The following is a 14,104-nucleotide window of genomic DNA, read 5'->3' on the forward strand; positions in this document are numbered from 1 at the left end:
ACGACAGGTCATGGACAGCGAAAGCGACACCCCGAGCACCGGCGGCGACCCACCCGCGAGTCCCGGCACACCCGATCCCACCACCCCACCCCCTGCGGACGGCGCCGAACGCGACGCCCGCACCGGCGCCGCGCCCGAAGGCGATGCGGGCGCGGCGCCGCCCACCGACGTCCCGGACGACGACATCGACGCCGAGGCGGCGGAGGCGGCGAACAGCCGCGATCTGCGCCGGGCCCGCCTCGGCTACCGGGGCGCGCACGTGCAGGGCAACACCCGGATCCGTGCGGGCGGGGTCGCCTACGGCGCCGGATCCTACGCGGCGGAAACCATCATCAAGAACTTCTACTCCGACGCCGGCCGGCCGATCGACCCGGTCGACGGACCCATACCCGGCGACACCCTGGACCGCTTGCGCGAGACCTACGAGCGACCGGCCTCGCACACGTTGCTCGTCGCCACCTTGAAGAGCAAGGGCGTGGCGATCCTGTGCGGGGCCGTCGGCACCGGCCGGGGCACCACGGCCCGGCTGGCCGCCGAGGAGGCCCGCCAGGACCTCGAACGCGGCGGCGTGGTGGTCCTGGACCCCGACCTGGATCCACGGGACCTGGCGGCCACCGGCCGACTGGAGCACGGCTGCGCCCACGTGCTGGAGGGCGACGGCGCCCGGTGGGCCCAGCGGCTGCGCCCGCAACTCCTGCACCGGCTCGGCGGACAGACCCTGGACCGGCCCCTGGTGATCGTGCTCGACAAGCGCTTACCCCTGGACCGGGACGGCCTCGCGGGCTACCTCGTCGAGCATCGCCCACCCGAGCGCGAAGCGGTGCTGGAACGCCACCTGTGCCACCGCCTCACCGAACGCCCGGACGCCCCCGCCAAGTTGCTGGCCGCCGAGGCGGTGGTGGACGAACTGGGCGGACTGCAAAGGTTCACCGAGATCGTGGCACTGGCCGAGCAGTTGGCGACCGACGAACTCGACGACGTGCCACCGGACGAGCTGGCCGAGGGACTGCGGGCCAGGTTGCGCACGCGTGCGCAGTTCCTGTTGGGCCCGCCGGTGAAATCCGCCGCGGGCGGGGAGTCGGCCGGCGGCGGCCCGGACGAGAGCATCTCGCTGTGGTCCAAGGCGTTCCTGCTGGCCTGCGTCGTGCTCGACGGCCTGTCGCCGACCCGGGTGAGCCAGGAGTCGCAACGACTGGGCGCCTTGTTGCACGGCGTGCGCTCGCCCTCCTCGCCGCCCGAGATGCCGCTGTTCCACGAGAGCCTGAACGACTGGACCGCGCACGAGGAGGTGTGGTTCACCGACCCCACCGGTGGTCGGGTCCGCAAGATGCCGAACGACCCGGGCTGTCGGGTGGTGGTGCGCCAACGCGGCCTGGTGCCGGTGGTGCTCGAAGTCCTGTGGCACGACCACGGCGGTGCGCGCGCTCCCCTCCTGGAGTGGCTGGCGGAACTCGTGGTGCGGGACGAGGAGCGCATCCGGGTGCCGGCGGCGCAGGCCGTCGGGCTGCTCGCCACCTTCGACTTCGACTTCGTCGAGTCGGAACTGCTCCGGCACTGGGCCGCCGCCGATCGCCGGGTCGACCCACTCGCCGTTCGGCGGATCAAGGCCGCCGCGTGGGCGCTCGAACGTGCCGCGACCGACGATCGCCTCGCCGGTCGCATTCGCCGACTGCTCAAGGGCTGGTCCGCCACCCACCGGTATCAGGACTGTGCCCTGGAGGCGTACGGCACCACGATCGGCGCGCTCTTCCCGGTCGACGCACTGGACGGCCTGGAGCGGATCGCCAGGTCTCGACAGCGCAGCGTGCGCGGTGCGGTGGGCGAACTCTACGTCGCGGGATCGACCACCCAGGTGCTGCAACGCCTGGCCCTGTGGTCGGCATCGCCCTACCCGCTGTTGCACATCGACGCCGCGATGTGCCTGCAACTGATCAGCCGGCTGCCGGCCGACCGCAACGTGCCGGCGCTGACCCAACTGCTGCACGAACCCAACGCGCGAGCAGACCTGTTGGTGCTGACGCGGCAGATCATGCACAGCGCGCACGACGGCGTCCGGCGGCGCGGTTGGGACATCGTCCGTCAGTGGGTGGATCGGGCCGGCGACGACGAGCGCCTGGTGGCGGCGGTCGCCGAGTTCGTCGGCGACCTGTGCGCCGACCCGGACCGGGGACTGCGCACCCGGCTGCTGTTCCACCTGCGCCTGTGGGATCACCAGCGGGTCGGCAACGGCGCGGCCGCGGACATCGACATTCTCGTTCAGGAAAGGTGGTAGGCATGAGCTTCACGCCCGGCACGACGCGCACCTTCGGCGGGTCCCCCCGCCGTCGCGGACTGCGGACCTGGCTGCGTTCGGTCTTTCGCTCACCCGTCCACGTCGGGGCGGACCTGCCCGAGCTGCTGACCGTGCACCGCACGACCACGATCTCCCTGGAAACCCCGGCCAGGGGCGGCGGGTTCATGTTCCACCTCGACATTCGCTGCGACTGGTGCGCGGAGGGACGCCACGACGAGGCGGCCCTGCAGCGAAGCATCGACACGTACCAGGAAGGGCTTTCGGACCGGCTCGCCGACCGCATCCGCAAACCCGCCCAGGAGCACGAGCCCTATCGGGTCGAGGACGCCGAACGCGCCGTCAACGCGGTGCTCGCGGACGGCGAGTGCTTCGAGAACGGACTGGTGCGCTGCGCGACCCTCGCCCGGGTGCAACCGGCGCCCGAGGTACGCGACCGGGAACAGGAGGCGGCGCTGCGCCGGCAACAGATCGAGCACGAGTACGACCTGTCCCGGCTGCGGGTTCGCCGACTGCGCGAAGTCTCGGCGCACTGGCGGGACTTCCTGGCCGAGGGACTGGTCACCGGCATCGAGGGCGGCGCCGACGGCACCCGCACCCGGGCGCTGACGCCGCACGAGGTGGAGACGTTGTCCTGGACCACGCCGTGGGCGGTACTGCTCGCCGAGCGCCCGCAGGAGGCGGCCGTCCAGGTGGCCCGGATGTTCGACGAGCGCACCGGGCAGGTGCAGTTGTTCATCGACTACCTCAGTGCCCAGACCAAGGCCTACCAGCAGATGGACATCTTCGACTTCGTGGTCACCAACGAGGAGCAACTCGGGCGCGCCATGAAGGTGTTCGGGATGCCCATGCCCGGTGGCCCGACGTCCCGATCCGGACCGCCCGAGCCGCTGCCCCGGTTCGACGAGCGCTGAGCGAGCAAGCCGGGCGGCGGGCCGACCCCCGCCACCCGACCGACCGCCACCCGACCCCCGCCGCCCGGTCAGCCGAGCAACGGGCCGACCAGGAACCACGATCCGCCGGCGACGGCCATCACGCCCGTGCAGACGATCGCCCGGGCGACATGGCGGTGTTTGATCACCGCCACCTCGGCCACCACCCGGGCGAACTGCCAGATCTCCCGCTGTTCGCAACGATCGCCACCGGTGGGCGGGGTACCGTCCCCGGCGGCCAGCAGGGGCAGGCTGAACCGGTTGGGCGCGGGCGGCGGGTTCAACCGGGGACGCAACGCCTGGGCCACGCAGTAGATCCCGGCCACGAAACCCGACACCTGCGCCGCGAGCAGGACGACCGCCAGCCACCCGATCGCCCCACCCCGCTCCCAGGCATCGCGGACCGCGTCGGCCCGGGGAATCGCGGTCGCCAGGATTCCCGCCTGGACCGCGCCCAGGATGCCGACCTTCGTGTCGGCGAACTGGGTGGCGGACTGGAGGGTCGCGAGCACGGCCAGGTCGGAACGGGTGTCCGGCGGCCCGACCAGGGGCCCCGCGGCACCGGCCGGTCCCGGCGTCGGCGCATCGGCGGTCGGGTCGGTCGTCGGTGTACCGGTCGTCGGGTCGGTCGTGGTCGAGGAACCCGGGTTCGGGCCGGCTGACATCGCAACTCCCGTGGGTCGGTGGGTCGGTGGGTCCGACACCTCCAGTAACCGCCGGTCGGGCGGGTTCGGAACAGCTACGAATGTGGATTCCCCCCTCGAATCATCAGGAATTTCCCGGCACCGGGAATCTCCCACCACCGCGAACCTCGGATCGCGGGGACTTCGGACCGCCGGGATTCCGATCGCCGGGACTTCGAACTGCCAGGACTTCGGATCGCCAGGATCGCCAGGAATGAGGACACGGTGACTGCCCAGACGGCGGCGTCTCCCCGACGCCGGATCGCGGTCACGATCGCGATGATCGTGACGCTGCTCGGCACCGCTACCGGGTGCGGGGCCTTCGAGACACCCCAGGCGCGCCCCTGCGCGTGGTTGGGCAAGACCGACAACGACCGGGACGTCGGTACGGCGCACACCGCCGTGCTGGTGGACCGCACGGCATCCACTCGGGCCGGCAGGGACACGCCGGCGGGCCGCGAGGTTCCGGACTGGCCCGCCACCGTGCTGGCCGCCGACTACCTGGCACCCGAAGCACTGGAAGGCGGCGATCTGTCCGTCTCCGGCTTCGACGGCACCCGAACCTCGATCGGCTGGGAGGTCGATCGGGCGGTCGTCACCCCCGTCCGCGGCGTCGCCCGGCGGCGCGCGGACGAGCGGCAGCGCCGAACCAACTGCCTGCGACAGCGCATCGGCGAGGTCGCCGGCGGCACCGCGCGCACCCCGAACACCGACCTGCTGGGCGCGCTCGCCGCCACCCGCGAACAACTCGGGCCGCAGGGTCGCCGACGTGTGCTGGTCGCCACCGACGGGCTGGTCAACACCGGCTGCGCGGACCTGCGTTCGGTCGGCTTCGACCGTGCCGAGATCGCCACGATCATCGAATCCTGTGCCCGGGCAGGGGAGTTGCCGGACCTGGCCGGGATCGACGTGGCCATCCGCGGCATCGGCCACCTCGGTACCGGCAACCCGCCCTCGTCACCGCAGACCGCGTGGCTCGTCGACCTGTGGCAGGGCATGTGTGCCGCCGCGAAGGCGGCCTCGTGTCGGGTCGAAGGCGCCGCGCGGATCGTCCCGGCCGGCGGGCCCGCCGATCCGCTCGCCGAACCGGCGATCGACTTCCCCACCGGCCGGACCACGACCGCCGGACCGGTGACCACCATCGTGCTGCCGGACTCGCTCCTGTTCGCCACCGACCGCGCCGAACTCTCGCCGGAGGCGTTGGCGCAACTCGACGACGCCGCGCACCGGCTGATCGGGCTGGGCCGGGTGCGTGTGGTGGTGACCGGCAACACCGATTCGCGCGGCAGCAAGGCCCGCGGCGAGGAGCTGTCCCAGGCCCGAGCGGACGCGGTGCGCACCGAACTCCTCAAGCGCGGCGTCACCGACGTGACCGCCCGGGGCGACGCCGACCGGCATCCGATGTGCAGTCCCGAATATCGCGGCACGGTGCCGGACTACCGGGCCATGGCCTGCAACCGTCGCGTCGAGATCGTCGCGACCGTGCAGCCCTGACCGGGGCGACGACCGGGGTCGGGGTGGCCGCCCCGACCCCTCCCGCCGCCGCGAGGACGCGGCTCGGTCGGACGCCTCGGTCCTACCGCGTCCGCGTCCTGCTCCCTCGTACCGCTTCCCACCGCTTCGTCGTACCCGAGACAACGAGAGGTCCAGCGTGTCCATCACCCACCGATCGCCGACCTGCCAACACGGCTGCGGTTGTGAGATCAGAAACCTCGTGCAGCACGCGGAACAGGCGCCCCCGCACGACGCCGAGCTGCTGGACAACGGCGAGATGCAGGTGCTGTTGCGTGCCGTTCGGGAAGTCGCCGAGATCGTCGGCCACAACCGGGAGCGACTCGCCCGGGGCCGGACCAAGGTGATCGAGGCCCACGCGGCCGGCGAGCAGGCCGTCCGGGCGTTGGCCCGGTTCGAGTCGGCGAACACCCTCGCGGCGGCCCGGAGCGCGCAGGCCGCCGTCGAGGCGCGCCATCGCGCGGACGGCGCGCACGACCGGCGTCGCCGGGACGCCTGGATCCAGATCCTGCGCTGGCCGATGGTGCTCGCCCTGGGCGCCTTCGACGCGTGGTTCTTCAGGCAGGTCTTCCAGGACCTGACCGTCGACGGCGAATCGCCCTCGCGTGCGGAGCAGGTCGTCTCGTTCCTGCCCGGAGTGGCCCTCGCGGTGGCGATGTTGCTGGCCGGGCACGTGATGGCGTCGCCGCTGCATCGGTGGCGCGACGCGCTGCGGGAACGCTTCAAGGACCGGCCGGGGATGGCGATCCTGGCCGGTTTCCCGCTGCCGCTGCTCTATCTCGCGAGCGTCATGATCACGGTGGCCATGTGGGCCGTGTTGCGGGTCGGGGACGCGGCCCAGGAAGCCGACGCGACCATCGCGCAGCGCTACCCGGCCGGTTCGGTGGCGGTGCTGATGCTCGTGCTCGCGCTCACCGCGATGGCGATGAAGGTCGTCGCGCACAACCCCTACGCGGACAGCGCCACCGAGGCCCGGCGGCGGTTGTGGCGCGCCACCCGCAGCTATCGGCGATTGGCCTGCCGGGTCGAGGACAAGCTGTGCGCGCACGACAAGGAGTGCAGCGACCTCCAGGCGATGTGTGACGAACTCGCCGCACAGGTGCGGCTGGAGAGCATGCGGGTCTGGGAGGGCGCGATCCTGCGGGCGCGGATGCTGCACGGCCAGGCGGGACACCTGCCGCCCGCGCTGGAACCCGGCGGGGTGACCGCCCAGGCGGCGGCGGCCTCCGCGTTGTTGTTCCGGGGGGTGGCCGAACCCGGGCCCGAGTTGGGGCCGTTGGTGGAGGCGCGGCGGGTGCTCGCCGAGTATTCGCCGGCCGGACTCAAGGAGCGACAGGAGCGACTGGTGGCCAGGCTCGACGAGCGACCGGAAGCGAGTGGCTGAGGCGGGTACGGGTGGGCCGGCCCCGGGCTACGGGTGGATCACGGTCTTGCCGAGGGGGCGGCCGGCGACCTGCTCGCGCAGGACGGCGGGTAGTTGGGGGAGGGTGACCTCCTCGGTGATCAGACGTTCGACGGGCAGCCGGGGGAGGGAGGACAGGGCGGCGGTGAAGTCGGCCGGGGTGGTGCCGTAGCTGCCGGCCACCGTGACCCGGTGGCCGGACCAGGTGGTGTGGACCGCGTGTTCGTGCCGGCGCACGTGGTCCAGGTCGACCGGCAGGCCGCGGAGTTCGTCGCCGGGGGCGGTACCGCCGTAGAGCAGGGCCAGGCCGGCCGGCACGAGGACCCGCAGGGCGTCGGCCAGGATGTCCGGGCGGACGAAGCTGGTGGCGATCACCGCCGCGTCGAAGGCCGCGGCGGGCAGCGTCGCGATGGCGCGTACCTCGAAGCCGCGGTCCCGAAGGAACTTCGCGCGGTCGGCACTGCGGTTGGCCAAGGTGACTTCGGCGCCCGCCAGTTCGGCGGAGCCGGCGATCAGCAACCCGGCCGCGCCCGCGCCGAGCACGACCAGCCGGCGGCCGGCCACGGGCATGCCCAGGTGGCCGGCCAAGGCCGCGACGCAATGTTCGGCGCAGGCGAGCGGCTCGGCGAACACGGCCTGCCGGGCCGGGAGTCGGTCCGGGACCGGATGCAGCGCGGTGAGCAGGTGCTCGGCCGGTCCGGCCGCGTACATCTCGGTGGCGAAGCCGGTGGTGCGGGCGAGCCGGACGTTGGGGTCCAGGGCCACCCGCAAGCCGGTGGGCAGTCGGTCCGCAAGCGTGGACTCGTGGATCACGCCGACGAGTTCGTGGCCGAACTGGCTGGGGCCGTGCCGCTCGCGGGCCACCTCCTTGAGGTCGGAGCGGCACAGTCCGGCCAGTTCGATCCGGATCGACACCCGGTGCTCGCCGGCCGGCGGGTCGGGCCGGTCGAGCCGCAGGCGGGGGCCGTACGGGCCCAACTCGACCCTCATTCCGCCGAGTCCGAGGCGGTGGTGGAGGACGTCGTCGGGGCGGAGTGGGCCGGTCGCGTGGCCGAGCACGACGCCTGCCGGCCCGGCCGTGCTCCCGGGACCACCCGCGTCGCGGGCGTGGTGGATGCGGTGCGCCTGCGCAACATCTCCAGCGCCTCGCCGAATCGATCCGCGATCAGGTGTGCGTCGGTCGGCGTCAGGATCAGCGGCGGCCGCAACTCGATCACATTGCCCAGGCCGTGTTCCGACACACGGGTGAGCACGCCTCGCTCGTGCAGGAGATGTTGGAACGCCTGGGCCAGCTCCGGTGCCTTCGCGCCGTCCGGGCGGACCAACTCCACGCCGATCATCAGGCCCGGCCCACGGACGTCGCCGAGCACGGGATGCTCGCGCTGGAGCACCCGCAGGCGGTCGCTCAAGATCGCGCCGACCCGGCGCACGTTGGCCAGGAACCCCGGGCGGCGGACGATCTCCAACGTCTTGACCCCCGCCGCCGCGGCCAGTGTGTGGCCGCCGTAGGTGAACCCGTGCAACGACCGGTCCCAGTCGGCCATGCGCTCCTCGGTCAGGATCGCCGCGAGCGGCAGGCCGCTGCCGGTCAGGCCCTTGGCGACGGTCATCATGTGCGGGGTGACGCCGAAGTGGTCCGCCGCGAACATCTCGCCGGTGCGGCCGAACGCGGTCTGGATCTCGTCGAAGATCAACACGATCCCGTGCTCGTCGCACAGCGCCCGCAACGCCTGGAAGTATCCGGGCGGCGGCACGATGTTGCCGCCCATCCCGCTGATCGGCTCGATCAACACACACGCGACGCTGCCGGAACTCGCGTACGTGATGAAGTCCTCGATCCGTTCCACGCACAACATGCCGCAGGTGTCCGGGGTCTGCCGATAGAAGCAGCGGAAGCAGTACGCGTCGGGCACGTGCAGGGCGCCGGCGGCGTGCACCGGGAACGGCGCGCGCATGCGGCTGCTGCCGTTGAACGCGGTGGCCGCGATGGTCTGTCCGACATGGCCCCGAAACGGCACGATCACATCCCGCCGTCCGGTGTGATGCCGGGCGATCTTGATCGCGCCCTCGTTCGCGGTCGACCCGCCGCTGCTGCGCAGGTTCACCCGGGTCAGGCCGGCGGGCGCGAGGGCGACCAGATCGCACATCAGCCGGTCGGTCGGCTCGGTGCGGAACGACGAGGAGGCGAACACCAGTTCCTCGGTCTGCTCGCGCACCGCCGCCATCACCTCGGGGTGATTGTGCCCGAGCACCAGGTTGAACGTCCCGGATACGCAGTCCAGATACTCCCGGCCGGTGGAGTCCCACGAGCGAATGCCCTCGCCGCGAACCAACACCGCGTTGCCCAACTGGTATTGCGCGACCTGGACGGCCCCGGCCGACGGCCCCTCCATCGGCCGGGGCATCGGTCGGGGTGTCGATCGGGGTATCGGCTCAGGCATCGTGGTGGTCCGCGTCCAGCCAGGCCAACTGGGTGCGCACCCAGGCCTCCAGGGTCCATGGCTCGGCGACCCGGCGGCGCCGCTCGGCCGCCGCCTTGCGCTCGGCGGGGGTCGCGGTCAAGGCGGCGATCAACGCCTCGGCCTGCTCGACCAGGTCGAACGGGTTGACCGTGCGGCAGACCGGGGCCAGGATCTCGGCCGCGCCGCACATCTCGGACAGGATCACCTCGGCGTCCCGCTCGTTGACCAGCGGCGCCTCGAAGGTGCTCAGATTCTGGCCGTCCACCGTCGAGTTGAAGATCAGCACGTCGGCCCGGCGGAAGCAGCCGATGGTGTGCTCGACTTCGTTGTCGCAGTGCAACCGCACGGTGTCCGGGCCCAGTTCGGCGTTCGCCTCGGCGATCGTGTACTCCACCCGGCGCAGGTACTCGGCGTTCGCCTCGACGTAGAGCCGATTGGGATTCATCCGGATCAGCAACCTGGACGAGCGCACCGCCGGCTCCAGGCGATGCGCCGACACGAAGGCCCGGACCGCGCGTTCGGCGTTCTTCATCGGGTCGGTCCGGCCGCTGTGCACGACCAGTGGTGCGTCGCCCGCCCACTCCGCGATCCCCTCCGGGAGACGTGGCCGATCCGCCTCCAGGGCGAGGGGGCTGTAACCGAGCGGCATCGTGCGTACGCCGGTGCGCCGGCCGCGCCAGTGCACCAGGCCCGCGTTGCGGTCCACCTGTGCGTCGGGGATCAGATCCGCCACGCAGTCCAGGAAGTTGCGGCACCAGCGCTCCGCGAAGAAGCCGATGGTGGTCGCGGGCAACATGCCCTCCAGGATGCCGACCCGCATCGCCTTGGGCAGGATCCGCCAATAGTCCGGCGACGGCCACGGGATGTGCACGAACAGCAGGATCGGCGCGTTCGTCCGCACCGCGCGCAATCGGGCCGGGACACCGACGAGTTGATAGTCGTGCACCAGGTAGGTCGGGTTCGCGACGTCCGCCGAGTCGGCCAGCAACGCACCGGCGAAGTCCTCGGTGAACTCGGCGAACCGCTCCAGGCCGGCATACGTCTCGGTACCGAAGGTCGGCGTCTTCCACCGATCCCAGCCGTAGTTGTTCGCGGCCCACATGAGCTGGGCGGTGAGGAAGTTCTGCACCACCTCGAAGGTGTCCCGATCGTGCCGCAGCAGACGGACCCGGATGTCCCGGCCCGAACGCAGCCGCAGATCCAGGCCCTCGGGGTTCTCCCGGGCCGCCCGATGATCGTCGTCGGTGTCCGCGCTGGCGATCCAGGTGACGTCGAGTACGCCCGCCTGCTCGGCGACCACGTTGCCGGTACCACCGGGGGCGAGCCATGGTCGCAGCGTGCCGCTCTCCGGATCCGGGGCGAAACTGACTGCGGCGCGCTTGCTGGCCAGGAACAGATGACGGTCCATCAGGGCTGGTCCCTTCCGAAGACGGCTGAAGCGTCGAAGGCGGCTGGGGTGTCGAAGGCGGCCGGGGCGTCGAGGGCGGTCGGGCTCCCGGGCGGCGCGGGTGGTTGCGGTCCCGTCGGCCCGGCGATCAGCGCGGCGTCCGCGGCGAAGACGTCCACCGGGGCCAGACCGCGCAGTTCGGGCAGATGCGCGGCGCGCTCGCTGTGCAGACACGCGTTGCGCGGGCGGCACGCGTACGCGGTGTCCCCCTGCGGTACGGCGGTCACCAGCGCGGGGTCCACGCCGTAGGTGGTCGCGATGTGCCGGGCCCACCGGAGCCGGGAGAGCCGACGCGGGCCACCCAGGTGCACCACGCCGGTGTGCGGCGAGTCGAGCAGCGCGGTGGTCCAGGCGGCGACGTCGTCGATCAACACCGGCGTATTCCAGTGCGCGTCCGGCACCGCGACCGGTTCGCCCACGGCCAGGCGTTCGGCACACGTGGTGAAGAAGTTCGGTCGCAATCCGGCCCGGTCCCATCCGTACACCAGGCTGACCCGTAACACGAGCGCGTCGCCGCCGGCGAGGTAGGCGGTCTCGGCGGCCAGCTTCGCGCGGCCGTAGGCGTTGGCCGGTGTGGTCGGGTCGGATTCGCTGCAACTGTCCGCGTGTCCGGCGAACACGTTGTCCGTGGAGATCAGTACGGTGCGCGCGGTCCGGCCGGCGACCGCGGCGACCACGTGTCGGGCGCCCGCCGCGTGCACGGCCGCCGCGCCGGCCGGATCGGCCTCGCACCAGGTGATGTCCGAGGGTCCGTGTGCGGCCACCACCGCGTCCGGGCGGACCGCGTCGACGACGGTACGCACCTGGCGCGGATCGGCGACGTCCACCGGGAGCCAACGCAGACCCCTGGTCTCCGGGGTACGCGGGCGGCGCCGCGAGCCGAGCACGACACCGTGGCCGAGGCGGGCCAATCGGGTGCCGACGTGGCCGGCTATGTATCCCGAGCCGAACACCAGGACCCGGATCATCGGGAAACCCCCTTCGGGTGCGGCCGGTTCGGCCGGCCGGGTTGCTGCGACCCGCTCGACCCGGGTGGTTCGTCCGATGCGCGCGCCGAACCTCGTTCGCCCGCGCCGGCGTGGTCGGCCGCGCGATCGGCCCGGCCCGGCGGGTCCGTCGACGGATCCGTACCCCCCTTCGGCGCCGGATCACCCGTCTCCTCGGCCGGCAACAGGCGCAGCGACCGACTGCCCGCCACCACCACCGCTCCGCACAGCGCGACGAGGCCCAGGACGGTGCCCAGGCCGAGTTGCCCGGCCAAGGTGCCGACCAGCGGGGGAGCGCCCAGGAAGCCCGCGTAGGACACCGTGGTGACCAGCGAGATCGCTTGTGCGCGCCGCTCGGGGGCGACCGCGCGCCCGGTCGCCGCGAGCAGCGTCGGGACGACCGGGGCAAGTCCCACGCCGGCGAGGGCGAACCCGGCGAGCGTGCTCGCGGTGGACCAGGCCGCCGCCGCGAGGGCCAGCCCCAGGCCGCCCAGCACACCGCCCACCAGCACCAGCGCCTGGTCGCCGACCCGTTCGCCGCGCCACTGGGCGAGCAGGCGACCGGCGGACAGGCCCGCCATGTAGGCGGCCGGGCCGCACGCGGCCAGGAAGGAACCCGCGCCGAGGCCGTCCGCCAGGTGGATCGCGCCCCACTGCTCGACGGTGTTCTCCATCAGCAGTACGGTGCCGCCGACCGCGCCGACCACGAGCAGGCCGACCAGGAGTCGGCCGTGCGCGCGGTCGGTGTGCGCGGCAGGCTCGGGGTCCTCCTGCTCCTGCCATCGCCGCCGGTCGATCGCCGGGATCGCGCTGAGTGCGACCAGCACCGCGATCGTCACCAGGATCGCCCGCGCGGACGCACCCGGATGCAGGGCCAGGCCGACCGCCGGGGCGGCGAGCACCATCGCCAGCGGGGTGGCCGCCTGGACCTTGTTGAACAGCCGCTCGCCGGTGAGCGCCTCGCGGGCGGCCGTGGTGGCGTTCAGCGCCACCTCGATCGCGCCGCTGGCCGCGCCGATCAGCAACAGCGCGGCGGCGAGCGTCCACCCGGACCCGGCCGCCGCGACGGCCAGGATGCCGCCCGCGAAGGCGGCGGTCACCAGCGGCAGGGTGCGCGGCCCGAGTCGCCGGGCGAGCGGCCCGGTGAGCAACATCGCGGGCACCGCCGCGACCGGGACCGCGAACAGCGCCAGACCCAATTGCCGGTCGTCCAGGGAGAGTTCGTCCTTGATGGTGGGAATCAGTGCGGCCCAACCGCCCCAGAACAGCCCCCAACTCGTCGCGGGAGCGACCAGCCCGAGTACACCGCCGCCGTGCCGCATCGACGCTCCGTCCATGAGGGGTGACCGAGAGTGTCGTCCACCGTACTGCCTCGCCGGCACCCTCGGCCGGCAACGTGCACCGGTAGCGTGGCCCGGAACATTGCTTTTCGACGGACTGCGGAGGCTTTCGACTGTGGGACACCGGGCCGGCGGATACTGGGCGATCGACGCCGGCGGCACGCGCACCACGGCGCTGGTGCTCGACACGATCCGGCACACCCGAGGGTCGGTGAACCCCGCCTCGGCCGGCGCCGCCGCCGAGGAGACGCTGGTGCGGCTGTTGGCCGAGATCGCCGCGGACCTGAGTGGTACGGCGGTCGGCTGGTTCGCGAGCTCGGCGATCACCATGGACACCGCGCCGGCGGCGATCGACCGACTGGCCGTGCTCGCGCGCGAGCAGGGCCTGCCGGGTCGGCTCGTGGTCTCCGGCGACGTGCCGCCGCTGCTGCTCGCACCGCCGCTGTCCGGGCGCGGCGTCGTGGTGGTGGCCGGCACCGGCTCGGCCTGCGTGGCGAGTGCCGGGCCGGACGCGGGACCCCCCGTCGTGATCGGCGGCTGCGAGTATCTGGGCAGCGACCAGGGCAGCGCGTACGCGCTCGGTGAGGCGGGCCTGCGGGCGGCCGTGCGCGGGGCGGACGGGCGCGGGCGGCCGACCACGTTGTTCGCCGCGGCCGAGCCGCGCGAACTCGCCCGTCGGCTGGCCGCCGAGCCGTTTCCCAAGGCCGCGGTGGCCGCACTCGCACCCGAGGTGTGCGCGGCCTGGCAGGCGGGCGACGCGGTGGCGGGCGAGGTGGTGCGCGCCGGTGTGGACGAGCTGATCACGGGTGTGCGCGCGGCCCGGGACGCGGCCGGGCTGACCGGGACGTGGCGTGCCGTGCTCAACGGCGGTGTGTTCCGCGGCTGTCCGCCGTACGCCGCCGAGCTGAGCCGGCGGATCGTGACCGAACTCGGCGCGGCCGAACCGCCGACCGTGGTCGTCGATCCGGTCGCCGCGATATATGCCGCGTTGCTTGCGAACGATGGTTCGCCGCCCAAGAGTTGGGCACATATCCGCAACCTCTGAGGTGC

General features: G+C 72.8%; 11 protein-coding genes. 5 read left to right on the forward strand and 6 right to left on the reverse strand.

Annotated features, from left to right (window positions below; all coding sequences use genetic code 11):
• The first annotated feature begins 10 nt into the window (after window positions 1–10).
• Window positions 11–2,272, forward strand: coding sequence for a hypothetical protein (locus ACH4U8_RS31310; RefSeq protein WP_395781690.1), 2,262 nt, complete (start codon window positions 11–13; stop codon window positions 2,270–2,272).
• A gap of 2 nt (window positions 2,273–2,274) precedes the next feature.
• A complete protein-coding gene (locus ACH4U8_RS31315) occupies window positions 2,275–3,204 on the forward strand; it encodes a hypothetical protein (protein WP_395781692.1) in 930 nt (309 codons plus the stop codon).
• 68 nt (window positions 3,205–3,272) lie between these two features.
• On the opposite strand, the gene ACH4U8_RS31320 is transcribed toward ACH4U8_RS31315, so the two are convergent.
• Entirely contained in the window at window positions 3,273–3,887 is a 615-nt protein-coding gene (locus ACH4U8_RS31320) for a hypothetical protein (RefSeq protein WP_395781694.1), read from the reverse strand.
• A 243-nt stretch (window positions 3,888–4,130) separates the two neighbouring features.
• Here ACH4U8_RS31320 and ACH4U8_RS31325 point away from each other — a divergent pair, with 243 nt between their 5' ends.
• Both ACH4U8_RS31325 and ACH4U8_RS31330 read left to right on the forward strand, forming a co-directional pair.
• On the forward strand, window positions 4,131–5,399 hold the full coding sequence (locus tag ACH4U8_RS31325) for an OmpA family protein (protein ID WP_379989355.1): 1,269 nt from the start codon (window positions 4,131–4,133) through the stop codon (window positions 5,397–5,399).
• 157 nt (window positions 5,400–5,556) lie between these two features.
• Window positions 5,557–6,801 carry a hypothetical protein gene (locus tag ACH4U8_RS31330; protein WP_395781696.1) on the forward strand — a complete coding sequence of 415 codons (1,245 nt, stop codon included), beginning with the start codon at window positions 5,557–5,559 and terminating at the stop codon, window positions 6,799–6,801.
• 27 nt (window positions 6,802–6,828) lie between these two features.
• Here the strand turns inward: ACH4U8_RS31330 and ACH4U8_RS31335 are convergent, their stop codons facing one another.
• Genes ACH4U8_RS31335 through ACH4U8_RS31355 form a run of 5 tightly spaced genes read right to left on the reverse strand, consistent with a single transcriptional unit; the run spans window position 6,829 to window position 13,036 of the window.
• Entirely contained in the window at window positions 6,829–7,809 is a 981-nt protein-coding gene (locus tag ACH4U8_RS31335; protein ID WP_395781698.1) for an alcohol dehydrogenase catalytic domain-containing protein, read from the reverse strand.
• On the reverse strand, window positions 7,806–9,224 hold the full coding sequence (locus ACH4U8_RS31340) for an aspartate aminotransferase family protein (RefSeq protein ID WP_395781700.1): 1,419 nt from the start codon (window positions 9,222–9,224) through the stop codon (window positions 7,806–7,808). The genes ACH4U8_RS31335 and ACH4U8_RS31340 overlap by 4 nt, the downstream gene beginning before the upstream one ends.
• Window positions 9,225–9,252: 28 nt before the next feature.
• Entirely contained in the window at window positions 9,253–10,689 is a 1,437-nt protein-coding gene (locus ACH4U8_RS31345; RefSeq protein ID WP_395781702.1) for a trehalose-6-phosphate synthase, read from the reverse strand.
• Complete coding sequence (locus ACH4U8_RS31350; RefSeq protein WP_395781704.1) at window positions 10,689–11,696, reverse strand: SDR family oxidoreductase; 1,008 nt, start codon at window positions 11,694–11,696, stop codon at window positions 10,689–10,691. The genes ACH4U8_RS31345 and ACH4U8_RS31350 overlap by 1 nt, the downstream gene beginning before the upstream one ends.
• Window positions 11,693–13,036: an MFS transporter gene (locus ACH4U8_RS31355; protein WP_395781706.1), complete on the reverse strand. Its 1,344-nt coding sequence runs from the start codon at window positions 13,034–13,036 to the stop codon at window positions 11,693–11,695. The genes ACH4U8_RS31350 and ACH4U8_RS31355 overlap by 4 nt, the downstream gene beginning before the upstream one ends.
• A gap of 133 nt (window positions 13,037–13,169) precedes the next feature.
• Here ACH4U8_RS31355 and ACH4U8_RS31360 point away from each other — a divergent pair, with 133 nt between their 5' ends.
• A complete protein-coding gene (locus tag ACH4U8_RS31360) occupies window positions 13,170–14,099 on the forward strand; it encodes a BadF/BadG/BcrA/BcrD ATPase family protein (RefSeq protein ID WP_395781708.1) in 930 nt (309 codons plus the stop codon).
• Window positions 14,100–14,104: the final 5 nt, after the last annotated feature.

It is taken from the genome of Embleya sp. NPDC020886 (genome assembly GCF_044333915.1).
Lineage (GTDB): Bacteria > Actinomycetota > Actinomycetes > Streptomycetales > Streptomycetaceae > Embleya.

Coding starts and splice junctions, on each gene's coding strand:
- ACH4U8_RS31350 (WP_395781704.1), bottom strand. CDS start 11,696: ATGATCCGGGTCCTGGTGTTCGGCTCGGGATACATAGCCGGCCACGTC.
- ACH4U8_RS31320 (WP_395781694.1), bottom strand. CDS start 3,887: ATGTCAGCCGGCCCGAACCCGGGTTCCTCGACCACGACCGACCCGACG.
- ACH4U8_RS31345 (WP_395781702.1), bottom strand. CDS start 10,689: ATGGACCGTCATCTGTTCCTGGCCAGCAAGCGCGCCGCAGTCAGTTTC.
- ACH4U8_RS31310 (WP_395781690.1), top strand. CDS start 11: ATGGACAGCGAAAGCGACACCCCGAGCACCGGCGGCGACCCACCCGCG.
- ACH4U8_RS31335 (WP_395781698.1), bottom strand. CDS start 7,809: ATGAGGGTCGAGTTGGGCCCGTACGGCCCCCGCCTGCGGCTCGACCGG.
- ACH4U8_RS31340 (WP_395781700.1), bottom strand. CDS start 9,224: ATGCCCCGGCCGATGGAGGGGCCGTCGGCCGGGGCCGTCCAGGTCGCG.
- ACH4U8_RS31315 (WP_395781692.1), top strand. CDS start 2,275: ATGAGCTTCACGCCCGGCACGACGCGCACCTTCGGCGGGTCCCCCCGC.
- ACH4U8_RS31355 (WP_395781706.1), bottom strand. CDS start 13,036: ATGCGGCACGGCGGCGGTGTACTCGGGCTGGTCGCTCCCGCGACGAGT.